General features: G+C 46.8%; 25 protein-coding genes and 1 riboswitch. Of the genes, 14 read left to right on the top strand and 11 right to left on the bottom strand.

From position 1 onward, the window contains the following. Window positions 1-159 precede the first annotated feature (159 nt). On the bottom strand, window positions 160-1,578 hold the full coding sequence (locus AD710_RS10855; RefSeq protein WP_016937074.1) for a sugar porter family MFS transporter: 1,419 nt from the start codon (window positions 1,576-1,578) through the stop codon (window positions 160-162). Between the two features lie 420 nt (window positions 1,579-1,998). Further along, window positions 1,999-3,000: an NADPH:quinone oxidoreductase family protein gene (locus AD710_RS10850; protein ID WP_045926943.1), complete on the bottom strand. Its 1,002-nt coding sequence runs from the start codon at window positions 2,998-3,000 to the stop codon at window positions 1,999-2,001. 126 nt (window positions 3,001-3,126) lie between these two features. Between AD710_RS10850 and AD710_RS10845 the strand changes: the two genes are divergently transcribed. The 6 genes from AD710_RS10845 (at window position 3,127) to AD710_RS10820 (ending at window position 7,755) form a co-directional block, all read left to right on the top strand. Continuing rightward, window positions 3,127-3,594, top strand: a complete 468-nt coding sequence (locus tag AD710_RS10845) for an SRPBCC family protein (protein ID WP_049627996.1) — start codon at window positions 3,127-3,129, stop codon at window positions 3,592-3,594. 111 nt (window positions 3,595-3,705) lie between these two features. Then, the gene (locus tag AD710_RS10840) at window positions 3,706-4,539 is read left to right on the top strand and encodes a manganese catalase family protein (RefSeq protein WP_049627995.1); all 834 of its coding nucleotides are present in this window, start codon (window positions 3,706-3,708) and stop codon (window positions 4,537-4,539) included. A 249-nt stretch (window positions 4,540-4,788) separates the two neighbouring features. Further along, window positions 4,789-6,351: an APC family permease gene (locus tag AD710_RS10835; protein WP_049627994.1), complete on the top strand. Its 1,563-nt coding sequence runs from the start codon at window positions 4,789-4,791 to the stop codon at window positions 6,349-6,351. A 107-nt stretch (window positions 6,352-6,458) separates the two neighbouring features. Then, entirely contained in the window at window positions 6,459-7,040 is a 582-nt protein-coding gene (locus AD710_RS10830) for a TetR/AcrR family transcriptional regulator (protein ID WP_016937079.1), read from the top strand. Between the two features lie 71 nt (window positions 7,041-7,111). Continuing rightward, window positions 7,112-7,441: a DMT family transporter gene (locus AD710_RS10825; RefSeq protein ID WP_049627993.1), complete on the top strand. Its 330-nt coding sequence runs from the start codon at window positions 7,112-7,114 to the stop codon at window positions 7,439-7,441. After that, window positions 7,441-7,755 (top strand): DMT family transporter, encoded by a 315-nt coding sequence (locus AD710_RS10820; RefSeq protein WP_007409295.1) that lies wholly within the window; start codon window positions 7,441-7,443, stop codon window positions 7,753-7,755. Before AD710_RS10825 ends, AD710_RS10820 begins: the two co-directional genes overlap by 1 nt. A 59-nt stretch (window positions 7,756-7,814) precedes the next feature. Here the strand turns inward: AD710_RS10820 and AD710_RS10815 are convergent, their stop codons facing one another. After that, window positions 7,815-9,029: a CynX/NimT family MFS transporter gene (locus tag AD710_RS10815; RefSeq protein WP_049627992.1), complete on the bottom strand. Its 1,215-nt coding sequence runs from the start codon at window positions 9,027-9,029 to the stop codon at window positions 7,815-7,817. Further along, window positions 9,019-9,705 carry a FadR/GntR family transcriptional regulator gene (locus tag AD710_RS10810; protein ID WP_049627991.1) on the bottom strand — a complete coding sequence of 229 codons (687 nt, stop codon included), beginning with the start codon at window positions 9,703-9,705 and terminating at the stop codon, window positions 9,019-9,021. Before AD710_RS10810 ends, AD710_RS10815 begins: the two co-directional genes overlap by 11 nt. 368 nt (window positions 9,706-10,073) lie before the next feature. After that, window positions 10,074-10,173, top strand: a riboswitch (purine riboswitch). A gap of 55 nt (window positions 10,174-10,228) precedes the next feature. On the opposite strand from AD710_RS10810, the gene AD710_RS10805 reads away from it, so the two are divergent. Then, complete coding sequence (locus AD710_RS10805; RefSeq protein WP_049627990.1) at window positions 10,229-11,389, top strand: MFS transporter; 1,161 nt, start codon at window positions 10,229-10,231, stop codon at window positions 11,387-11,389. A 53-nt stretch (window positions 11,390-11,442) separates the two neighbouring features. On the opposite strand, the gene AD710_RS10800 is transcribed toward AD710_RS10805, so the two are convergent. Continuing rightward, window positions 11,443-12,009, bottom strand: coding sequence for a YdhK family protein (locus AD710_RS10800; protein WP_045926971.1), 567 nt, complete (start codon window positions 12,007-12,009; stop codon window positions 11,443-11,445). A 203-nt stretch (window positions 12,010-12,212) separates the two neighbouring features. On the opposite strand from AD710_RS10800, the gene AD710_RS19815 reads away from it, so the two are divergent. Beyond that, window positions 12,213-12,386 (top strand): hypothetical protein, encoded by a 174-nt coding sequence (locus AD710_RS19815; protein ID WP_016937085.1) that lies wholly within the window; start codon window positions 12,213-12,215, stop codon window positions 12,384-12,386. Between the two features lie 50 nt (window positions 12,387-12,436). Here AD710_RS19815 and AD710_RS10795 read toward each other — a convergent pair whose 3' ends face one another. After that, window positions 12,437-13,795: a serine hydrolase gene (locus AD710_RS10795; RefSeq protein WP_049627989.1), complete on the bottom strand. Its 1,359-nt coding sequence runs from the start codon at window positions 13,793-13,795 to the stop codon at window positions 12,437-12,439. A gap of 140 nt (window positions 13,796-13,935) precedes the next feature. After that, window positions 13,936-14,205, bottom strand: a complete 270-nt coding sequence (locus tag AD710_RS10790; RefSeq protein WP_016937087.1) for a hypothetical protein — start codon at window positions 14,203-14,205, stop codon at window positions 13,936-13,938. A 232-nt stretch (window positions 14,206-14,437) separates the two neighbouring features. Here AD710_RS10790 and AD710_RS10785 point away from each other — a divergent pair, with 232 nt between their 5' ends. Continuing rightward, window positions 14,438-14,692, top strand: a complete 255-nt coding sequence (locus AD710_RS10785) for a hypothetical protein (RefSeq protein ID WP_049627988.1) — start codon at window positions 14,438-14,440, stop codon at window positions 14,690-14,692. A gap of 58 nt (window positions 14,693-14,750) precedes the next feature. Here the strand turns inward: AD710_RS10785 and AD710_RS10780 are convergent, their stop codons facing one another. Both AD710_RS10780 and AD710_RS10775 read right to left on the bottom strand, forming a co-directional pair. Continuing rightward, the gene (locus tag AD710_RS10780; protein ID WP_049627987.1) at window positions 14,751-15,938 is read right to left on the bottom strand and encodes a macrolide family glycosyltransferase; all 1,188 of its coding nucleotides are present in this window, start codon (window positions 15,936-15,938) and stop codon (window positions 14,751-14,753) included. 139 nt (window positions 15,939-16,077) lie between these two features. Continuing rightward, a complete protein-coding gene (locus tag AD710_RS10775; RefSeq protein WP_029575258.1) occupies window positions 16,078-16,764 on the bottom strand; it encodes a GntR family transcriptional regulator in 687 nt (228 codons plus the stop codon). Between the two features lie 180 nt (window positions 16,765-16,944). Here AD710_RS10775 and AD710_RS10770 point away from each other — a divergent pair, with 180 nt between their 5' ends. Both AD710_RS10770 and AD710_RS10765 read left to right on the top strand, forming a co-directional pair. Next, a complete protein-coding gene (locus AD710_RS10770) occupies window positions 16,945-18,000 on the top strand; it encodes a tartrate dehydrogenase (RefSeq protein ID WP_049627986.1) in 1,056 nt (351 codons plus the stop codon). Between the two features lie 21 nt (window positions 18,001-18,021). Beyond that, window positions 18,022-18,927 (top strand): alpha/beta fold hydrolase, encoded by a 906-nt coding sequence (locus AD710_RS10765; protein WP_049627985.1) that lies wholly within the window; start codon window positions 18,022-18,024, stop codon window positions 18,925-18,927. A 129-nt stretch (window positions 18,928-19,056) separates the two neighbouring features. Here the strand turns inward: AD710_RS10765 and AD710_RS10760 are convergent, their stop codons facing one another. Beyond that, window positions 19,057-19,674: an NUDIX hydrolase gene (locus AD710_RS10760; RefSeq protein WP_049627984.1), complete on the bottom strand. Its 618-nt coding sequence runs from the start codon at window positions 19,672-19,674 to the stop codon at window positions 19,057-19,059. A 270-nt stretch (window positions 19,675-19,944) separates the two neighbouring features. Here AD710_RS10760 and AD710_RS10755 point away from each other — a divergent pair, with 270 nt between their 5' ends. Both AD710_RS10755 and AD710_RS10750 read left to right on the top strand, forming a co-directional pair. Next, window positions 19,945-20,415 carry a spermine/spermidine acetyltransferase gene (locus AD710_RS10755; RefSeq protein ID WP_049627983.1) on the top strand — a complete coding sequence of 157 codons (471 nt, stop codon included), beginning with the start codon at window positions 19,945-19,947 and terminating at the stop codon, window positions 20,413-20,415. A 145-nt stretch (window positions 20,416-20,560) separates the two neighbouring features. Next, window positions 20,561-21,304: a sulfite exporter TauE/SafE family protein gene (locus AD710_RS10750; RefSeq protein WP_016937094.1), complete on the top strand. Its 744-nt coding sequence runs from the start codon at window positions 20,561-20,563 to the stop codon at window positions 21,302-21,304. A 39-nt stretch (window positions 21,305-21,343) separates the two neighbouring features. On the opposite strand, the gene AD710_RS10745 is transcribed toward AD710_RS10750, so the two are convergent. After that, complete coding sequence (locus tag AD710_RS10745) at window positions 21,344-22,183, bottom strand: helix-turn-helix transcriptional regulator (protein ID WP_016937095.1); 840 nt, start codon at window positions 22,181-22,183, stop codon at window positions 21,344-21,346. A 108-nt stretch (window positions 22,184-22,291) separates the two neighbouring features. Here AD710_RS10745 and fabF point away from each other — a divergent pair, with 108 nt between their 5' ends. Next, window positions 22,292-23,527: a beta-ketoacyl-ACP synthase II gene (gene fabF / locus AD710_RS10740; RefSeq protein WP_049627982.1), complete on the top strand. Its 1,236-nt coding sequence runs from the start codon at window positions 22,292-22,294 to the stop codon at window positions 23,525-23,527. Window positions 23,528-23,539 lie beyond the last annotated feature (12 nt).

Genomic DNA, 23,539 nt, shown 5'->3' with positions numbered 1-23,539 from the left:
TTTTAGCGTGATCGCTTTGTTCATCAGCGACGTTTAATAATATACCATGCCCCCTTAAATCGCGTCAACACTTTTACAAAAGTTTTTTCTCGCTTATTACTTCCTTCTATATATAGAAAATAAAAAACAGGATTCCTAAGAACCCTGCATCTCTCTTGATTACCCGCTCACCTTGACCTCTGCACTTTTTCGCTCTGGTTTTTCATAAGTACGGAAGTTTTGTTCAAGCTGTTCAAGCGACAGACCTTTTGTTTCCGGCAGGAACCTTTTCACGAATATGACGGACGCTATTCCTAACAGAACAAAAATAAAGAAGGTTGCAGACAATCCGATGTTTGCGAGCAGAACCGGGAAAGTTAAACCGACAAGGAAGTTCGCGATCCAAAGGCAGAAGACAGTGACTCCCATACCAAGCCCCCGCAATCGAAGCGGGAATATCTCCGACAGCATCAGCCAGGTCACAGGAGAAACCGCTCCCTGCTGAAACGCAAGGAAAGTGACGGTTAACCCAAGAACTACATAAGGAAGTGAAGGGGATCCTTTCAGCACGACAGATAAAATGCCGATCAGCAGCAGCACGGCAGTCGTTCCGATCAGCCCCGTCATCAGCATCGGGCGCCGGCCGACTCTGCCGAGAAGCCATATGCCTACAAAAGTCGCAAGCACGGAAATCACACCGTTAGCGATATTGCCGATCAATGCAGCTTTTGTTTCGAAGCCGGCATCTTTTAGTATTTGAGTTCCATAGTACATAATTGAATTTACGCCGGTGAGCTGCTGCACTACAGCAATTCCGATTCCGATAAACACAATGCGGCGCACCCACGGAACGGCAAGGTCCTTAAATGTCGCCTGCTCCATCTCCGCTTCCTTATGAAAAGCAGATTCAATCTCGGCGAGTTCTGACTTTGCTTTCTCGTCATTCCGTATTCGCCGGAGAACGCGCAAAGCATCTTCTTTTCTTCCTTTAGAAACCAACCAGCGCGGACTTTCGGGAACTTTCAGCATACCGAAAAACAAGAATACCGCCGGAAGAGCCGCGATAACGAGCATGTAACGCCAAGCGTGGGACGTATCACCGAGCACATTGCCGATGATGGCATTACACGTGAAGGCAAGCAGCTGGCCCGTTACAATCATCAGTTCATTTTGGGTAACCATTCTCCCCCGGCTTTCCGCCGGCGACATTTCAGCCAAGTATGCCGGAACTGTTACGGAAGCTCCCCCGACAGCAAGCCCCAGCAGAAAACGAGAGATAATCATAACCGATACGTTAGGCGCCAGTGTACATCCCAGCGTCGCCGCAAAGAACAAAACGGCAAGGAAAAGGATATTTTTACGTCTGCCGTTATAGTCTGACAGCCGCCCTCCGAAAACTGCGCCGATCGCAGCCCCCAAGAGAAGGGAGCTTGCCACCATGCCTTCAGTCAGGGCCGTAAGATTAAGCTGGTCAGCTTTCGCCATAAAAGGAAGCGCTCCATTAATTACACCTGTATCGTAACCGAAAAGAAGCCCCCCGAACGTCGATACTAAAATGATGGTTCTCAAAAATGAATACTGGCTGCTATTTTTATTCATCTTCAAATCCTCCCAGTTTTTATACAGAGATATAAACCGAATATTCAGTTATCTATATTTACGCCTATAATGACTTACCCACGTTTCGACAATTCAAAACAGCTTTTATATAAAAAATCACTCGAAAGTGTCATCATTTATATTTGCTCTCTCCTTTCGTCGAATTGTTACTTTATAGTTATTTCTTAGTTAAGTTGTAATAATATTATTGGCACTTATGTTATTATATTAATTTTAAAAGCGCTTTCAGTCAATGAATATTTCAGATTATTTCAAAACTTTTCTGAATTTGATCTACATATAACCAATATTTGTTTAAAATCAGCTCACTTTCAGAATATACTCAATAATCATCTCAGTTTTAATCAGTAAATGATTATATAATGAAAAAACCCCCAACTGCTGATCGGGGGTTTTTGTTTATTCTTCGTTCAGTTTAACGATCGTTCTCCCTCTCGCTTTTCCTTTTAAGAGAGCAGGGAGCGTGTCCGGCAGTTCCTCAAGTGTAATTTCCTTTTGAATAAAGGTCTCGAGATCCGCTGGCTTGAAATCTTCAGCCAGACGCTGCCATGTTTTCTTTCTTGTCTCCATCGGACAGGATACGGAATCAATTCCCAGGAGGCTGACGCCGCGCAATATAAACGGAAAGACCGTAGCCGGGAGTTTCGTTCCCGCTGTCAGTCCGCTCACTGCAACTGCTCCGCCGTACTGAATCTGGCTGAGAACTGAAGCAAGCGGCTCACCTCCGACCGGATCGACGGCCGCGGCCCATTTTTGTTTTTGCATCGGTTTTAACGTGCCGTTGTAAACTTCGTCACGGTGAATAACCGATTTCGCACCGAGACTTTTCAGATAGCCGCTTTCTTCTTCTTTTCCCGTACTGGCCTCTACGTCATAGCCTAATGCAGAAAGAATGGAAACCGCAAAGCTTCCGACGCCTCCTGTTGCTCCCGTCACCAGCACTTTCCCTTTTTCAGGGGCGGCATGGTTTTCCTCAAGACGCTGAACGGACAATGCGGCCGTAAAGCCGGCGGTTCCGATCGTCATGGCTTCTTTAAGAGTCAGACCTTCAGGCAGCGGCACGATCCAATCTGCAGGAATGCGGGCCATCCCGCTGTAGCCGCCAAAGTGGGAAACGCCTATGCCGTAGCTTGTCGCAATGACTTTGTCCCCTTCTTTAAAACGGGCGTCATCTGAGGAAACGACGATTCCCGCTAAATCAATTCCCGGCACGAAAGGATACGAGGTTACGATCTTGCCGTCAGGAATGGCAGCCAAGCTGTCTTTGTAATTCACGCCTGAATAGCAAACCTTAATCAGCACTTCACCCTCGGGAAGGTCCTGAACTGCGAGCTCCTGTACGCTGACTGAAAACCGGTCTTCACGTTGATCGACTACTAACGCTTTAAATTGATCTGTCATCACTACGTCTCCTTAAAATGTATTGAATGGCTTTGAAAAAGCATAAACTAAGTTTGATTTGTTTTCAAATGTCCTGCCCCGTGTAGTATGATCAAAAGAAAAAACAGCGAAAGAGTGGTTAGCAGCATGTCTGATAAACAAAACAATGATAACAAAAATAACAACAGCAGTAATCAAACATTACCGGACATTATTCATACCGCCGTTTTCAAGGCGCCGCTGCAAGTGGTCTGGGATACGGTCTCCACTGCGGACGGACTGTCTCTCTGGTTTATGCCGAATGATTTCACGCCTCAAGAAGACAGTGATTTTCAGCTGGAATCTCCATTCGGTCCGTCTCCGTGCAAGCTACTGAATATTGAAGCGCCGTACCGCCTCTCTTTTTCGTGGGATACGGAAGGCTGGATCGTTTCTTTTGTCTTGAAAGAAACGGAAAGCGGAGATACGGAATTCACTCTCATTCACGGCGGATGGAAAGAGCCGGATGCCGTCATCAATAAAGTCAATCGGAAAAGCTCGGAGATTCACAGTACGATGGACCAAGGATGGAGCGGGCTTGTCAACACGAAGCTCCGCGGGGCGGTCGAGGCTTAACGCAAAAGGACGGGACACACTTTCCGTCCTTTTTTGCTGCCGATACACAAAAACCGACTTTGCTAAGACACTAACAGAAGAACTGAAAACTGATTTCAGGGTGCGCTGTTCATGTACTATTACAAAGAAGAACTGATCAATATCATTAAGCCGGATCCGGCCGCCGCCAAGGTGCTTCAGGAAATTTTAGGCGGGCACTACGGAGAAATGCGGACGATGATGCAATTCTTTTTCCAAAGCTCTAATTTCAGAGGAAAAGAAAAGCAGTTCTGCGACCTGATCCGCGGTATATTCTTAGAAGAAATCACACACGTTGAACTCGTCCAGAGTACGATTAATGCGCTGCTCGATGAAAGCGGCGCGGAGGGCCCCGGAGATCAGGCGCCGATTGACGAAGCGGTGAAGCATGCCAATCCGCACCATTATATTATCGGGGCGCAAAGTTCTCTTCCTGCAGATGCAAGCGGCAATCCATGGAACGGGTCTTGGGTATACAACCACGGGAATCTGATTGCCGACTTATTGGACAATGTCGTGCTGGAATCAACCGGCGTGCTGCAAAAAACGCGCATTTATGAAATGAGTTCTAATCAGACGTTCAGAGAAACACTCGGTTTCCTGATTGTCCGTGACAATGCTCATCAAAATGCTTTTACAAAAGCGCTGGAAACACTGGGTGTTGAATGGGGCAAATTATTCCCCGTGCCGAATTATGACATTGAAAAATATCCGGAATGCCGGAAATTCGTTGAGATGGGATATCATAATACCCAATTTAATTTCAGACTGGATCCGACACGGATCGGAGAAATTCTGCAAGGACAGACGCCGAGCCGAAACGGCGGCGAATTAAGTGTGTCTGAGTCGCCTAAAGGGTTCCCTGTGCCGGAACTTCCTGAGCTTCCGAATGAGCACAGCCCCGGACTGAAAGATATGAACTTGTAATAAAAAAACGCCTGCTTCGGGCGTTTTTTTATTTTTATAGATGTAAGGTTTGAACGTGAGCAAAACGGGGAATATAAGCGGGGAGATCTTGACATGCGGCCGTATCAAGTCACTCCATTATGATTTGAGCATACTGCTGTACATACTTCAGCATATAAAGCTGTCCTAATTTTCCAGCCGGCCGGCTGGGTATGTTCGAATGATAATGGGAATTATGTAAATAGAACATGTCTTATAAGGAGGCAGCGAATGTCTAAGCAAGGAAACTTCCAGAAATCTATGTCACTTTTTGATCTTATTTTAATCGGCATGGGAGCCATATTCGGTTCAGCATGGCTGTTTGCCGTCAGTAACGTCGCCTCTAAAGCGGGCCCATCAGGCGTTTTTTCCTGGCTGATCGGCGGGGGAATCATCTTATTGATCGGCTTAGTTTATGCGGAACTGGGCGCCGCGCTGCCGCGGACCGGGGGAATTATCCGGTATCCCGTATATTCACACGGACACCTTGTCGGATATTTAATTTCCTTTGTCACCATTGTGGCCTACACGAGCCTTATTTCTATAGAAGTCACGGCAGTCCGCCAATACGTGGCGTATTGGTTTCCCGGGCTGACCGTGAAAGGTTCTGACTCGCCGACAATTGCCGGGTGGATATTGCAATTTGCGCTGCTCTGCATGTTCTTCCTCCTCAATTACTGGAGTGTCAAAACCTTTGCAAAAGCAAACTTCATTATTTCGATTTTTAAATATGTCGTTCCGATTACGGTTATTATAGTACTGATTTTTCATTTTCACCCGGGCAATATGACCGTTCACGGATTCGCGCCTTTTGGTTTCACCGGAATTCAAGCCGCGATTTCTACCGGCGGTGTCATGTTCGCCTATCTTGGGCTGCACCCGATTGTGGCTGTCGCAAGTGAAGTACAGAATCCGAAGCGGAACATTCCGATCGCATTGATTGTCTGTATTATCGTTTCTACTATTATTTACACCGTGCTGCAGCTCACTTTTATCGGGGCGATTCCGGCGGATACCCTGAAGCACGGATGGCCGGCTATCGGGAAGGAATTCTCTCTTCCGTTTAAAGATATCGCCGTTTTGCTCGGATTAGGGTGGCTGGCGACATTGGTTATTTTAGATGCGATCTTATCACCGGGCGGTAACGGTAATATCTTTATGAATACGACTTCACGTCTCGTCTACGCCTGGGCCAGAAACGGAACTTTATTCAGCATCTTTTCTAAAGTCAATAAAGAAACCGGGACACCGCGTGCCTCCCTTTGGCTTTCGTTCGGTCTGGCTGTTTTTTGGACGCTGCCGTTCCCTTCTTGGAACGCTCTCGTCAACGTGTGCTCCGTCGCATTGATTCTGTCTTATGCGATTGCGCCGATTTCTTCAGCGGCGCTGAGGGTGAACGCGAAGGATATTAACAGACCGTTTTATTTAAAAGGAATGAGCATCATCGGGCCGCTGTCGTTTATTTTCACTTCTTATATTGTATATTGGTCCGGATGGCGCACCGTATCCTGGCTTCTCGGTTCCCAAATTGTCATGTTTCTGATCTACCTCTGTTTCAGTAAATATGCTCCCAAAGATGATGTCAGCATACGGCAGCAGCTGAAATCAGCATGGTGGATCGTCGGCTTTTATGTGATGATGCTGATTTTCTCCTATCTCGGCTCGTTCGGCCACGGATTGGGCATTATCAGCAATCCGCTTGACTTGATTCTGATCGCCATCGGTTCGCTCGGTATTTATTACTGGGCAAAATATACGGGACTGCCGAAGGCTATGATCGACAGTGATAAATGATGAACGCCGGAAAGAAGCATGATCTTCTTTCCGGCCTTTTTATTTACAAAAAAGCGAAAATACGATAAAATGAATGACAGTCATTCATAAAAGGAGGAACCCCTCTATTGGCAAAACAAAGCTCGGGAAAATATGAAAAGATCCTGCAAGCCGCGATTGAAGTCATTTCTGAAAAAGGATTAGACAAAGCATCCATTTCAGAAATCGTCAAAAAAGCCGGAACGGCCCAAGGGACGTTTTACTTATATTTTTCTTCTAAAAACGCCCTCATATCAGCGATTGCAGAAAACCTGCTTGATCATACGCTGGACAGAATCAAAGGGAAAACGGACGGCACTGAAGATTTTTGGACGGTGCTGGACATTTTGGTTGATGAGACATTTCACATCACCCGGCTTCATAAAGATATTATCGTCCTCTGTTATTCCGGTCTTGCCATCGATCACTCAATGGAAAAATGGGAGGCCATTTATCAGCCTTATTATTCCTGGCTGGAAGGCGTCATCAATACGGCCATTGAGCAGGGTGAGGTCATCAGCGGCATTCATGTCAGATGGACGGCCAGAACGATTATCAATGTTGTCGAGAACGCGGCTGAACGGTTTTATATCGGCTGTGAACAGGATGTTGATCTCGAAGTATATAAAAAAGAAATATTCAGCTTTCTCAAAAGAAGCTTACAGAAATGATTGGCAGAGACCGATCATTTTTGACCGCCATAAAAATGACTGACATTCATTCATAATTGAGGTGACTGTAAATGTATTGGCTGCTTGTACTGATAGCCGGACTGTTAGAAGTGGTTTGGGCGTCCGCTCTGAAACATGCGGACTCGCTCATTGATTGGATCGGTATTTTCCTGCTGATTGCCGTCAGCTTCCTGATGTTGATCCGTTCTTATAAAAAAATACCGATGGCTGCCGCATATACCGTTTTTGTCGGAATAGGCACCGTCGGCACATATGTAACGGGCGTCATTTTAGGCGAATCGTTTTCAATCGGGCAAATCTTCTTTTTGGCTTTGCTGTTGTCCGGCATTTTAGGAATGAAGGTATTTACGAAAGAAACTGAAACAAGGGGTGAACATTAATGGCTTGGCTGCTGTTATTTATTGCCGGAGCGGAGGAAGTTGTAGCGGCCGTTGCCATGAAACATATTGACGGTTTTAAAAAAAAGTGGCCGCTGATTGTCATGGTAACAGGCTTTATGCTTTCATTCTTTTGCCTTTCCGGAGCGATGCAGGTTCTTCCCACAGGTGTCGCGTATGCGGCTTGGACCGGGATGGGAAGCATCGGCGTATCAGCCGTGGGCATACTTTGGTTTAAAGAAAAATTCAATCTGTCACAATTGGTGTCTCTGGGGCTTATCCTCATCGGGGTCATCGGCTTAAAACTGACAACGTGACGGCCTGAGACAGCTTTTTAAATAAAAAACAAAGGACCCTAAGCGGACCCTTTGTTTTTTTATGCAGTTTTAATTTGTTCTGCTTTTCCGGCTCCGACTCCGAAAATGAAAATCAGAACGGAGACCGCGATCAGCATGAATAACGGAACCGTCCAGCCGTGCGTGATGTCATGCAGCAGACCGAATACGAGCGGTCCGAACGCGGCAAGCAAATATCCGAATGACTGGGCCATTCCCGAAAGCGCCGCGGCTTCATGGACATGGCGGGTCCGCAGGCTGAAGAACATCATCGCCAGACTGAACGCACAGCCTCCCGCAATTCCGATCAAAATGACCCATAGCGGAGTGAGGGCCGGGCTTCCGAAAAGGACGCCGGCAATGCCGATAAGGAAAAATAAAGCCGTCAGTCCGGCGAGTGCGCGCTGGTTTTTCATTTTAGCGGCAGCGATCGGCACGATAAAAGTAATCGGCAGGACTGAGAATTGCATTAATGAAAGCATCCATCCCGCCTTACTTGAGCTGAGTCCATTCTGCTGAAGAATTTCCGGCAGCCAAGCGATGATGGTGTAAAAAATAAGGGATTGCAGCCCCATGAACAACGTCACCTTCCAAGCCAGCGGAGACCGCAGCAGACTGCTTTTCTTCTCTCCGTTTGTCCCAGTCGTGCGGACGGGCAATTCGCGTCCTCGCATTTGCGGAATCCACATGACGAACGCAATGAAAGAAAGGATAGCCCAGCAGCCGAGCGCGCCTTTCCAGCCTAACCCCGCTGAAGAGGCGATCGGCACGCTGATGCCGGATGCAATCGCACCGCACAGATTCATTGAAACCGAGTAGACGCCGGTCATGACGCCTAAATTTCCGGGAAACTTATGTTTAATGAGACCCGGCAGCAGGACGTTGCATACGGCGATCGACAATCCTAACAGGATCGTTCCGAAAAAGAGAGTGCCGATTCCGGCGATGGAGCGCAGCAGAGTTCCGGCTGTCAGGACAATTAATGATGACAGTAAGACAATCTCGGTCCCGAAGCGCCGGGACAATAAAGGAACAAACGGCGACAGACATGCAAAGGCCAAAAGCGGCACTGTCGTAATGGTGCCGGCAGCCGCATTGGTCATGCCGAGGGTGTCCCGAATTGAGGAAACGAGCGGCCCGACCGATGTCAGAGGCGCTCTGAGGTTGGCCCCTATCAATATGACTCCGATAACCAGCAATATCAGTTTTTTACGCTGACTTGCTTGCAGAATTTGATGTTCGTCTTCAATTTTCATGTTCATCCTCCATGTGTATTGTATCTTTAAATACTGTGATGTATTGGTTGACGGTCTCCATGGCCTCATCCGGTTTCTGTCCGGCAATCGCAGCGGCAAGCTGGGTGTGGATCCGGATAGCAGGCGTAATTTCCAAGAGATTATGGACTGACGCACAAAGCGCATCCGTCATATGCTCGTATAGATCAGAAAGCATATTGTTATGGGCCGCCTGTACAATTGTTTTGTGCAGTTTAATGTCAGCTTCGGCATACCGTTTTCGATCTTCATTTTGCAAGGCCGCCTCACATTCATCCAGGCATGCCTTCAGTGCTTTAAGATCTTCGTCATTACGCCTTTGGGCCGCCAATCGTGCGGCTTCTCTCTCAAGTGCGTATCTGACTTCTAATGTTTCAAGCAAATTTGATTTTTTTATATGGCGGTAAAATGCCGCGCCGAGTACACTGGATGAGCTGACATACGTACCGCTCCCCTGCCTAGTCTGAAGAAGGCCGGCATGTACGAGCGCCCGAATGGCCTCACGCAATGTGTTTCGGCTCACATCAAATTGCTTCATTAAATCCAGCTCAGGGGGAATGCGCGTCCCGACCGGCCATTTATCCGATTGTATTAACGATTCAATTTGCGCCACCACTTGTTCTACGAGCGACAGTCTGCTTGTTTTGGATATCTCCATCAAAACACCTCTGTAATTTGTAGGATGATTCTATCATTGGGTAATATAACATAAATGAAGCGAAGGTGTAAATCAGCCGCAACGAAAAAAAGTGAGATTTCTCTCACACTTCGGCGCTTTATGAACGTTTTAAATTGACTGACGTCACGACGAACTTGTCATGGCGGCGGCGATTTTTTCGTATTTATTCATCGGTTTCCTCCGGCTGTGTAATGTTTGATCTGTATAGACTCCTTATGGTTATCATAAATTTTTTTCTGCTTCATCAATGACGTTTACAGCCGCCGCTATTGAAACTGAAAGGATTTCCTCGAATTTTCTATGGAATCTCTCTCACTATTATGGTAGAATTCTTTGCAGAAACGGACACAAACGAATATTGTATACATTGTATAACCTCAATGATATGGTTTGAGGGTGTCTACCAGGAACCGTAAAATCCTGATTACAAAAAATTGTCCCGCACACTTTTTGTAATCAGGATTTTTTATTTTCTAAAAAATAAAAAAAGGAGTATCTGTACATGAATTTCAAAGTATTTCTGCTTGCAGCATCTACTATTGCAGTCGGATTGGTTGAATTAATAGTAGGCGGTATTCTCCCGCAAATCGCTTCCGACTTAGATATATCCATCGTCAGCGCGGGGCAGCTGATCAGCGTATTTGCGCTCGGTTACGCGGTATCCGGCCCGCTGCTTTTGGCAGTGACGGCAAAAGCTGAACGAAAGCGGCTTTATTTAATCGCACTTTTTGTTTTCTTCCTGAGTAATCTGGTCGCTTATTTCAGTCCTAATTTCGCCGTGCTGATGGTGTCACGGGTGCTCGCTTCCATGAGTACGGGACTGATTGTCGTCCTTTCTTTAACGATTGCCCCTAAAATCGTAGCGCCGGAATACAGAGCGCGGGCGATCGGCATCATTTTCATGGGCTTCAGCTCCGCAATCGCTTTAGGCGTGCCTGTCGGCATTATCATCAGCAATGCTTTCGGATGGCGCGTTCTGTTTTTGGGAATCGGCGTATTATCTCTTGTTTCCATGCTGATTATCAGCGTCTTTTTTGAAAAAATACCTGCTGAAAAAATGATTCCGTTTCGTGAGCAGATCAAGACGGTCTGGAACGCCAAAATTGCCAGCGCACATCTTGTCACCTTGTTTACACTGGCTGGGCATTACACACTCTATGCCTACTTTGCGCCTTTTTTGGAAACAACGCTTCATTTGAGTTCCGTTTGGGTCAGTGTATGCTACTTTTTGTTCGGCCTGTCAGCGGTATGCGGCGGACCGTTCGGCGGCTGGCTGTATGACCGTTTGGGATCATTTAAAAGCATCATGCTTGTGACTGTTTCTTTCGCTTTGATCCTGTTTATCCTTCCGCTGTCAACGGTTTCTTTAATCATTTTCCTGCCTGCGATGGTGATCTGGGGATTGCTCAGCTGGAGCCTTGCGCCGGCGCAGCAAAGTTATTTGATCAAAATTGCGCCTGAGTCTTCCGATATTCAGCAAAGCTTCAATACATCCGCTTTGCAAATCGGCATTGCGCTCGGGTCAGCCATCGGCGGCGGCGTGATCAGACAAACGGGTTCTGTCACAGCAACCGCCTGGTGCGGCGGTTTGATTGTCATTATCGCTGTCGCGTTAGCCGTGTTTTCTTTAACGAGACCCGCTTTGAAAAGAAAAACCGCATAAGTGTGAGACCGCAAAAAAGCCGAAGGAGTTCCTTCGGCTTTTGCGGTCTTTTTTTATTTTGCGGCGGACAGCTCGTCTTCTGTCACCCATTTATGGTTGGTTACTTTTTGGCCGCCGTCCGTCGATGTATAGTCGACCATATAAACGGTTGTCTTTTTGGCTGAATCAATGACGGCTTCAGCGCCCTTCATGCCTTTCATATGGGATGCCTCGATGACGGCCTTGTCACCCGGCTTTAACGTCTTATCACCGGCGCCCTTTAATTCTTCCTGAATGACCCATTTATGATCTTTAACGCGCTTCCCTCCAGTTGTCGGCGTGTAAGATACACTGTAAACCGTTGTATCATAAGCACCTGTTACCGTTCCTTGCGCATTTTTCATGCCCTTCATATGAGAAGCTAAAATCATGACGTCACTGCCGACTTTATAAGTCGGATTTTCGGCCTTCTTTAAACCTTTCGGCACCTCGGATGAACCTGAGTGATTCATGTCTTCGTGAGCGTGCGTTTCTTTGTCTTTCGCTTTTTCGCTTCCTCCTGAAGATTGACTGTTGCATCCGGCAAGCGCCAGGACGGGAATGAGGAGAAACATGCTGAATAAAAATAATCTTGCTTTCATTTCAAGAACTCCTTTGCCTTTTTGATTTTTTACTTTTCCCTTTCGGTTCGTCAGTAAAACAAAAGATGAATTGCAGCCGGTCACCTCTCCTAATTCTTCAAATCTCTCTTCATTGCCTTTCGTCAGGTGAAATTGTTCACAAAATGTACACATTAATGGAAATGCAGTATAATTCAATTATCAGATAATAGGGGGAACTCATCATGAAAACGAAGGTTTTTGCGGTGGTATTAGGCGCTGTTTTAATGGTTGCAGGTTTGATTTTGGCAGAGGTTTCACTTTATATGGAATACATCACCATGCTCGGAGCTATGATTTTTTCTTCTATATTCATGTCAGAGCCGAAAAGGAAATTTCGCGTCATCAAAGGGGTTTGACTTTTCTATTACCGCCGTCTTCTCAGGACGGCGGTTTTTTTGTATGTCACTCAGTCTATTCGCAGAGCGGTTTCTTCTGTGCCGTCTTGATATAAAACGAAATGTGAGGCCGCTTGGTCTTTATCACCGGCAAATTCAATTTCAAGCGGCAGCGCCCGGACAAAATAACGGGTTTCCGCCATTGGGAATAATTCGAATGGTGTCTGCCCGTCTATAGTAAGATACAATCGATTTTCTTTTACCGCCACCGATGCATGTGTGTCATCCTGAAATGAGTAATCACCGGTAAATCTGCTGTAAATCGCAGGATCGATATCTGCTTTTTTCTGATCCGCCGGACGTTTCGGAATCTCGTATGGCTGATCAAATAAGATGTTTACAGCCGCGGCAATCACAGCTTGTTCAAATTGATACGGTTGTTCCATATTGCTGAGATAGATCAGTGTTTTATTGTGGTCAATATAACGGATCATCAGAGTTGAATAGCCCGGCCAGCCTCCGTCGTGACTGACAACCTTCCCTTTTTGGGGGCTGTTTTGAATCATCCAGCCAAATCCATACCCGAAGTGCTCTTCTTCATTCCAATAGCCAGGTGTAAAAGCTTGGTCTTTCGTCTCTTTGCTGATGATTTCTTCCGTATAAAGAGCCTGATCAAACAGATATAAATCTCTTATCGCGGAGTTAACGGTTCCATCACCTTGAATGCCGTCAAGGAAGACGACATAATTGGTTTCCTCAAGTTCATCAGGCAGGACATACTCTCCGGAATGCACATCATAGACATAGCCATATGCATAGTTCGGGATGTTTTCTTTACTCAGCCTTCTGTTATAAACCCGCGTATCGTTCATACGGAGCGGATGAAATACAGCTTGCTGCATAAATTCAGCAAAACTCATGCCTGATACAATTTCAATCATAACCGCTAACACAACATACCCCGTATTACTGTAAAGCCACCCCTTACCCGGCGGGAAATAAGCATCCGGTTTATGCTGCTTAAGCATATCAATCACATCTTGATTAACGGCAATTCTGTCCCGGTCCCAATGTGTTAAGAACAGCTCCATATAATCCGGCAATCCTGACGTATGATGAAGTAAATGCCGAATGGTAATGCCCGGATAAGGAAAATCAGGAAGCCACCGCTCTATTATATCGTCATACCGCAGCTTCCCCTGCTGCTCTAACTTCATAATCCCGAGAGCAGTAAACGGCTTCGATACTGAGGCTAATTCAAAGACAGAGCGGTCATTCAGCATCCTGTTTGTTTCCAGTTCTGCAGTGCCGAATGAACCCTGATATAAAATGCGGCCGTTTTCTGCCGCTAAAACAGCTCCGTTTATTTCATGCCTTCCGTCTAAAGTGCTGAAAAGCTGTTCAAAAGCTTGTTTTTTCTTATCCTTCATTATTATCCCCCCCATATAAAAACTGTATCTCTCTTTTATACGAATGGCTTTTATATGGGTTTCAATATTATTCCTTGAACAGCATAAGTTGGTAAATATACGATAATAATCAGAAGCCGCGGAGTTTTTATGACGATCTTTTATTCACACAATACAGTACAGGCTTCGAATTCAACATGCTTCTCATCTTTTTTGGCCCCGGCAATTTCCATAGTTGAAAACATCGCACAGACGACAGCTTTGTATTCGTTCATGACGGTTTGAATTTCAATCAGGAACCGTTCGGATGAAGCCGCGCATTCCGTTACGTACTCTTTCATTTTGCCGATAATATCATCTGCCTGACGGCTGAATCCTGCAGCCTCCAAATCACTCTCAAACTGGTTTTTGTTCATCAAATGAATATGCATTTTCAGGCCCCTTTCGGCAGTAGGTTTGTGGTTATACCTACTGTAAAGGACAGGGTTGGATAAACTTTTAATAAAATATGAACAAACTATGAATTGGCGCATCAGCCTGACCCGCGTGCATCCGGCTGTTCTCCATACCATTTGAACTACCTGAAAATAATACTTCTTTACTCTATTAAAAACAGCTCATATATGATCTAATACTGTAAAACAATCGTTTAGGAGGCGGCCTATGTCAACAGCAGGAAACCGGCAAAAATTTTGGGTTAAGGCGATGCTTATAGCGGTCTTTGCTGTGTTTGTCTTCTCTTTTTCTGAGAATCATTCACAAAAGGACTGGCATGCGACAGTAGATCAGGCGTCCGTGAATGTTTTCGGCCAGCAGATCTTTGAAAAAGACCGTCTGGAAAAAACACTCGGCGCACGTGAGGCAGAATCTCTTCTGACTCTTATCAAACTCGCAAATGAAGAGCATCACGTCATTTAAGAGTCTTTATAAAAAGCCTGTTTCCCTTTTTACAGCGGAAACAGGCTTTTTTCGTGTATTATTTTTTTTGTTCAATAAACCGGTCGATTCGGGCCAGGACATCTTTCATGTCCATGCATTCTTTAAAGCTTTCGTTAATGGCTTGAATGCCTTGTTTATATTTCCCGTTATGCAGCACTTCTTCTGCAGCAAGCTTTAACTTTTCAGCGCTTACTTCATCTTTTTGCACTGTATAGCCGGCATTCAGTTCAGTCAGGCGGCGTGCAACCATCGGCTGATCTTTATCGTGCGGGATGACGACCAAAGGCACTTGATAATGAATGCCTTCATTTACACTGTTCATTCCGCCGTGTGTAACAAATACGTCAGCCTGCTCCAGCACCTCAAGCTGCGGCACGTATGGAGCGATGATAAAGTTTTCCGGTGCCTGTTTGATTTTCGACAGATCGGCTTTTTCTCCGGCGGCGATGACAACCTTGCCTTCAAAATCTGAGAACGCGTCTATGCACAGATTGAAAAATGCTTCCGTGTCGCTGAGCACCGTCCCCATTGAAATATAAACGACTTTTTCATTCTTTAAGGAATCAATCGGAAAGTCGGTGTGCCCCTTTCTCTTCGGAAAACTCGGGCCGATAAATAAATACTCATCTCCGAACGTCTCGCTTTCGGGCTGAAAATATCTGCTTGTATAGACGACGTTCAGTTCACCCGTGTTGTTCATAAATTGAACCAGGCTGTCAGGAGCAACGCCGTATTTGTCTTTCATCTCAGCCAACAGCTCTTCACATTCCCTGTCCGGCTTAAACGGCACGCCCGATTCCGGATGGAGCGGGAGGATTTTCAGGCGGTCTTCATTGAACAGGAAGGATGCTGAAGAAGAGATGCCGGGAATGTTGAGATAATCTCTCACCAGCTCTCCCGCACCGAATTTATCATAATAGACGGCGTCGAATTGTATGTCCTCAGCCAGACGCTGCACAATATGTAAAATCTCCAGTGACGTTTTGATATGAACTTTTAAGAATGCCAGTATGCCGGACGGGCTGCCGGGGTCAATGGGTGTCATTCTGAGCAGATCGCTGTGAAGGTGAACCTCCGCCCCTACTCCTTCCAGCCTGCTTTTGTATTTTTCCGTTGAGATATAATGAACGTGATCGCCCCGTTCACTGAAGGCCTTTGTCATACCGAGGGTCGGGTTTACGTGTCCTTCTGCGGGAAAATTAATCATGAGAATATGTTTCGCCATTTTTCAAACTCCTTTGCCTTTTTTGCGCCTCTTCCATATCCATCATAAATGATGCAGAAAAAATCATGCAAGAAACATCCTTCAGGTCTTTATGGCGGTTTGATGACACCGCAAAAAAAGACAAGGCTTTTCGCCTTGTCTATCGTGATGATTCGTCTGTTTCTTGTGCTTTCAGCACGCCTTTCAGATGTTCTGCATCGTGCTTGAGATGCTCCGTCATATAGTGCACGGCTTTTGTTTTGTCGCCTTTTTTTATTTCTTCAAAGACTTTCCGGTGCTCATGTAAGATCACTTCCGCACGGTCATCCCCTTTAAAATTAAGGACTCTGCAAAAATGAATCAGCACATTGACATGCTCAAGCAGCTTGGCCAGCTGACTGTTATGGCTGAACTCCACAAGGAGCTGATGAAACGTTTCATTCAAGGAAATAATCTCCGTCTCTTTGACGCCTTTATGGATGGCTTCTTCCGTCTCCCGCAGCTGTTTTTCGATGAGTTCAATTTCACTCTCAGCCGCTTCATCAATGACGAGTTCGACCGCCAGTGATTCAAGTGACATTCTGATTTGATAAATCTCTTCAACATCCTTTACGGATAAAGAATAGATGACAAAGCCGTTTCGATCGTCTGCCGTCAGAAGCCCGTCCTTTTCAAGGAGCCGCATCGCTTCTCTGACCGGCGACCGGCTGACTCCGAAATCCTTGGCCAGCTGTGTTTCATTCAGCCGTTCCCCCGGTTTAAAAATCCCGTCAAATATCATTTTTTTCAATTGGGAATAAAATTGCAGATAATACGGGGTTGGCTTATCTAATTTAAAGTTATCCATCTTTCCTACCTCTTCATACAATTTAGGCCTTATTGTTACCAAGATCATATAACAGTTTATCTATGGAAGCAACATTCCCGAGCTTGTCAGCATAGCGGATTTGGCGTAATATGGAATTATAACAAACGACGGTCGACGGTCTGCCGTAAACCGAAACAATTCGTTCAGGGGGGATGGAGCATGAAAACATACAAGATTGCCAGCATACCGGGGGACGGTGTGGGAAAAGAAGTCGTTCCGCAAGCGGAGCGGGTGTTGAACGCAATCGCCGAATTACATGGGGGCATGGCATTCGATTTTACTTCTTTTCCGTGGAGCTGCGAGTATTACTTGGAACACGGAACCATGATGCCGGATGATGGATTAGAAACGTTACAGCACTTTGATGCTTTGTTTTTAGGAGCGGTGGGGAATCAAAAGCTCGTCCCCGACCATGTTTCGCTGTGGGGGCTGCTCATCAAGATACGCCGGGAATTTGAACAGGTGATCAATGTGCGGCCGGCGAAGCTGCTGCCGGGGATCACTTCCCCTCTCGTTAACCCTAAGGATTTTGATCTGCTGGTCGTCCGGGAAAACAGTGAGGGCGAGTACAGCTCTGTCGGCGGCAGAATGTATCAGGGCGAAGACGAAATCGCCATTCAAAACGCGGTCTTTTCCCGCAGAGGAACGGAAAGAGTGATGCGGTATGCCTTTGAACTGGCGGCAAATCGGAAAAAACACGTCACAAGCGCGACGAAATCCAACGGTATTGTTCACTCGATGCCGTTTTGGGATGACATCTTTAAAGAGGTCAGCCGGGAGTATGCCGGGATTGAAACGGACTCGCAGCATATTGACGCACTGGCGGCCTTTTTTGTCACTCACCCGGAGCGCTTCGATGTCATTGTCGCTTCAAACCTGTTCGGAGATGTGCTGACAGATATCGGCGCGGCGATTATGGGAAGCATCGGAATCGCTCCCGCCGCCAACATCAATGTAAACGGCAAATACCCTTCCATGTTTGAGCCTGTTCACGGCTCCGCTCCGGATATTGTCGGAAAAGGGATTGCCAATCCTATCGGCCAAATATGGACGGCAAAATTAATGCTCGATTCATTCGGAGAAGAGGAGCTGGGCAATCTGCTCCTGCAATCAATTGAAACGGTCACAAACAGCGGCGTCCTGACCCCGGACGTCGGCGGAAAACATTCAACGGAAGACGTCACCTCCGCTATTATTTCTCAAATAAAAAAATAACATTTTATAAGGAGAGAGAAAATGGATTCTTTTCGTGAACAATTTGAAAAGCATGTGACCCATGATTCAATTGAGGTAAATGGCATCCGTCTTCATTACGTCTTTGCGGGAAAGGAGGAGGCTCCCCCCGTCATTCTCCTGCACGGCTTTCCGCAAAGCTGGGTGACGTGGCGTTATGTAATTCCGACGCTTGCCGCTTCTCACAGAGTCATCGCTGTTGATCTGAGGGGCTACGGCGATTCTGAAAAGCCGGGCGGCATAAACGGCTATGATAACAAAACGATGGCAAGCGATATACAAGGTCTGATGCGCCGCCTGCATATACAAAAAGCGTTAATTGCCGGGCATGACAGAGGCGCCAGGGTAGCAAGACGGCTTGCTTTAGATGCTCCGGAGCTGGCGGCAGGCCTTGTGCTCATTGACATTATGCCGACTGAATACGTCTATGATTCTCTGACGGCAGCTGAAGCGGCAAAAAAATACTGGCACTGGACATTTCAAGTCGTTCCCTATCTGCCGGAAGAATTAATAAGAGGAAAAGAAGAGGAATATCTTAGATTTTTATTAAGCAGAGGTGACGGGCTTTTTGACCTGCTGACATCAGACGGCGCCTGGGACCGGTACTTAGCCGCCTGGAAGCAGCCCGGTGCTGTCCAAGCTGCGCTTAACGACTACAGAGCCGCTTATCAAATTGATTTGCCGAGATATCGTTCAGAAAAGGAAGCACAGAAAAAACTGGATGTGCCCACGCTTTTGCTGTGGGGAGAAAAAGGGAACTTAGCCGGCCTTCCCGTGCTTGACACATGGAGAGAATCAATTCGTGAAGTCAGCGGATATGAGGTAAAAGGCTGCGGCCATTACGTCCCTGAGGAAAAACCGACAGAAATTGCCCGCAGGATTATCGATTTTTCAAAAACGGTTTTTTAAGGGCGGACCACACCGAAACAGGCAGACTCTTAAAACCCGGCCTGATGATTTACCATCTCTATCACAGGCCGGATCATTCATAAGTGAAATGGTTCTGAACGAGTTCCTCTCTTTTTCCTGCTTGCTGCCTTAATCAAAATAAACGGGTTCGTCCGGATGTTTGAGATATGCAAACATCCTTTCAATCTGACTTTCCGTATTGCGGGCTTCAGACAGCGGCGGCAGCTCCGTTTCTGCAAAAAAAGCGGCCGCGCTTGTTTCCGTTCCCTCCCTGAGCTGTCCGCCGATGATCTCACATTTGATAAACACTTTGTAAACGTGGGCGGCGGACGGCGGATGGGAATGGCATTTCTTATCCATTACAGCTAACAGTTTAACGGGCTTTACGTCGATTCCCGATTCCTTTTTTACTTCTTTGACAGCGGCTTCGCCCGGAGAGACCCCGATATCGGCCCACCCGCCCGGCAGCGCCCATCTGCCGTCGCTTTTCTCTTTCACCATTAATATGCTCTGATTTTTAAAAACTGCCGCTCTGATATCAACTTTCGGAGTGGGATACCCGCTGTCCCCTGCGAATACGTCTTGTATAATCTCTTTGCCGGTCCCGGTATGATGCGCCATGATATCCACGCTTATTTTTCTTATTTCTTCAAATCTCTCAATATCATATATGTCTTTGGAATAAGCCAGCCCAGCTTGCGCCGCGGATTGAAGCTGTTTTGCCCATTCAAGCCATTTTGGCTCCATTTTCAATCACCCGCCGATCTTTATGTTTTCATGAATACAGAAAATACTGCCGGTTCATTAAACCCCAGTTTTTCCGCCGATGAGACTGGGGCCGTTTCCCCCCCTGCCGGAGAAAGCAGTCGGAACAGGGTTTGTTTTTTTACATGAATTCAACTGTTATGAAGTATTTTTTGACGTCTTCGCTCATAATACCTCCTTGACGATATGGCAACCATATCCTTTATGATGAACATTGGATGATCTTCGAAAAAAGGAAGAGGAGTATGAAGGATGACGATTGAAATCAGAGCAGTCACGGAAGAAAACCGTGCCGATATACTGGCGCTTCATGTAAGTGAAAGCCAGGCTTCATTTATTGAAACCGCGGAAGAGTGCTTACAAGACGCTGAGGATTGCCGGCATTATCAGCCGGCCGGCCTTTATGTTGACGGGGAGTTGGTCGGCTTTGCCATGTACGGCTGGTTTCCGGAATATGATGAAGAAAATAAAAACGGCAGAGTGTGGCTTGACCGTTTTTTCATTGATGAACGATACCAGGGACGGGGATTGGGCAGACTGATGCTTGATGCCCTTATCCATCATCTCGCTCAATTATATGATTGCAGACGGATTTATTTAAGCCTGTTTGAAGATAACGTGCACGCACTGCGCCTTTATCAAAAATTCGGCTTTAGATTCAATGGAGAGCTGGACTCAAACGGGGAAAAAGTGATGGTCAAAGAGCTGCAGAGCGCTGTATAAAAGCATTCCGGCTTCTTGCCAATACTTTAAATTTGAGGTAACATAAATATATTGAACGACGGTCGACGGACAACGGTCGATCGTTAAACATCTGGTACAGCGGATCGAAACATTGTCATCAGGCATCTAAATGGAGGAGAAGATTGTGCTTATTATACTCGTTATGTTTCTGCTCGGGATTATTCTCGGGTTTATCGGCGCGGGGGGAGCCGGCTTTGTCATTGCACTTTTAACCATACTTTTTCACGTCCCGATTCACACGGCTTTGGGCACTTCCCTTGCCGGAATGGCTTTCACAAGTTTGTCCGGGGCTTTCAGCCACTACCGTGAAGGCAATATTCAGATGAAAATCGGTCTCATCGTCGGCGTTTTTGCGGCATTCGGTTCATTTTTCGGGGCCAGACTTACTTCTCTTATCCCCGCAGATTTGCTGCATTACTTGACGGCGGGCATGCTGTTTTTATCTGCTCTATTGATTTTAGTCCGGTTATTTATTTTAAAAGAAACACAAGAAGACACCGGACCGCAAAGCAATCTGAACATATGGGTGAAAGCCGTTGTTCTCGGTATCATCGCAGGCATCTTGTCCGGTACATTCGGCATCGGCTCTGCCCCTTTCATCCAAATCGGCTTAATGATTCTTTTGCGCTTATCCATCCGCCAGTCGGTCGGCACAACCATGCTAGTCATTATCCCGCTTGCAGTCGGCGGAGGTCTCGGTTATGTGACGGAAGGGTTTGTCGACTATATGCTGTTGGTCAAAGTGCTGATCGGAACGATGTGCGGCGCATATGTCGGAGCGAAATTCACCAATCTCGTGCCGAAAGTCATTCTGAAATCAGCTATCTTTTTAACACCGGCCATCGCCGGTCTGATGCTTTTATTTTAAACTGAACGGAAGGCGGCGGCCTCCCGTTTTTTTCTGTTTTCACCTGTTTTCGAAGAGCTTTTTCAGCTTTGCTTCCGTTTCGGTATGATCTACCGGCGTATACACGCTGCAGCGCAGGTCACTGTTTCCCTGAACCTGAAAAGAAGTCAGATTAAAGACCATTTTTCCCGCCTTCGCGTGGCGGAACTCAATTAATACTTCGGGAGCCGAGCTGACTTCGCTCTCATTCCACAGCGTATGAAACTCTGAATATGTCTTCTCCATTTCCTCTATAAACTGAGAATACCACGTATCCGCTACATACTGGCCGTAATACGTTCTGAAAATGGCAATGAAACCTTTCACAAAATGCTCCCAGTTCACGGCTAGACTTCTTAATTCTTTTCTTGAAAACAATAGCTCTATGAGATTCCGTTTTTCGGGGGGAATTTGTTCAAAATCTAAAAACACGTGAGCCGCCGCCTGGTTCCACCCTACGATATGACACCGCCTGTCCGAGATAATGGTGGGACAATAACGGAGCTCCTGCAGGATTTTCGAAAGGGACGGGCTGATGACCGCTTCTTCCTCCGCGGTAAACGGCTGTTTCACGCCCTCATCAATGGCAAGCGCGTACAAATAATTTCTTTCATCTTTATTCAGCTGCAGCGCATCGGAAACGGCGTCCAATACACCTGCCGACACTTTAATGTCTCTGCCCTGCTCCAGCCACGTATACCACGTGGTGCTTACGCCGGCTAATTGCGCGACCTCTTCTCTTCTGAGTCCCGGCGTTCTTCTTCGCGTACCCGTCGGCAGGCCGGCCATCTGCGGAGAAATTTTAGCCCGCTGCGTTTTTAAAAACTCTGAAAGAGCCTGGAGTCTTCCTTCTGGTATCATTCCGAATCTCTCCTCTCCTACCCTGGTATTCATTATACTAGGATAAACAACAACTTGTAATAGGATAATTGCGAGTTACAATAAATACATACCGAAGGAGGAATGACCATGAAAAGAGTTGTAATCACCGGAATGGGAGTGATTTCACCTCTCGGCAATGATGTAAATACATTTTGGAAACACCTGACGGAAGGAAAATCGGGAATTTCTTTCATAGATTCTTTTGATGTCTCCGGCTCCAAGACAAAAATAGCCGGCACCGTCCGCGATTTTGACGCAGAAGAAAGATGGGGCAGAAAAGAAGCGAGACGGCTTGACCGTTTCAGCCAGTTTGCTTTAGCGGCAGCGGAACAGGCGCTGGAAAGCTCCGGAATTCAGCTCGATCAGATTGACCGTGAACGCCTCGGCGTGTACGTCGGCTCCGGAATCGGCGGCATCACGACTTTGATTGAGAATGTTCATACTTTAAATGAACGGGGAGCACGAAAAGTGAGCCCGAGCCTTGTCCCCATGATGATCTCAAATGCGGCCGCCGCTCAAATCAGCATCAGATTAGGCGCGCTCGGCCCCTCACTTTCTCCTGTGACCGCGTGTTCCATCGGCAATACGTCGATCGGGGAAGCATTCAACGCCATTCGGAATGATGACGCGGATATCATGTTTGCCGGGGGCGCGGAGGCGGCGATTACCAATCTGTCACTGGCCAGCTTCGGCAATGCCCATGCCCTTTCAGCAAGAAACGAAGATCCCGCCGCGGCAAGCCGGCCGTTTGACGCGGATCGTGATGGATTTGTCATGAGTGAAGGCGCAGGCATCTTAGTATTAGAATCATTGGATAGCGCAATCAGCCGAAACGCCCCTATCCTCTGTGAGGTGCTCGGCTACGGCGCGAGCTCGGATGCCTATCATATGGTAGCCTCTCATCCGGAAGGAACGGGCGCTTACCTGGCGATGAAAAACGCTTTGAAGAAGGCGAACGTTTCAGCGGAAGATATTGATGTCGTAAGCGCTCATGCGACAAGCACAAAAGCCGGAGATCTCTCTGAAACATTGGCCATCAAGAAATTATTCGGGGAGCTTGCCTATGACATTCCGGTCACGGCAAACAAATCATTGCTCGGCCACATGCTTGGCGCGGCAGGCGGAGTTGAAGCCATCGCTCTGACAGAAAGCTTGAGACACGGCATCATCCCGCCGACAATCAATCTGCAAAACCCTGATTCGGCGTGTGATTTGGACTATGTATCAGACGGTCCGCGACATCAATCGTTAACGATCGGCCTTTCCAACTCATTCGGCTTTGGCGGGCATAATTCAGCGATCGTGCTCAAGACATATGAATAACGGGAACAAAAA

Source organism: Bacillus sp. JFL15, from assembly GCF_001184225.1.
Classification (GTDB): Bacteria; Bacillota; Bacilli; order Bacillales; family Bacillaceae; genus Bacillus; species Bacillus siamensis.
The sequence above is the reverse complement of the archived record's forward strand: the minus strand, read 5'-3'. Positions and strand labels throughout refer to the sequence as shown.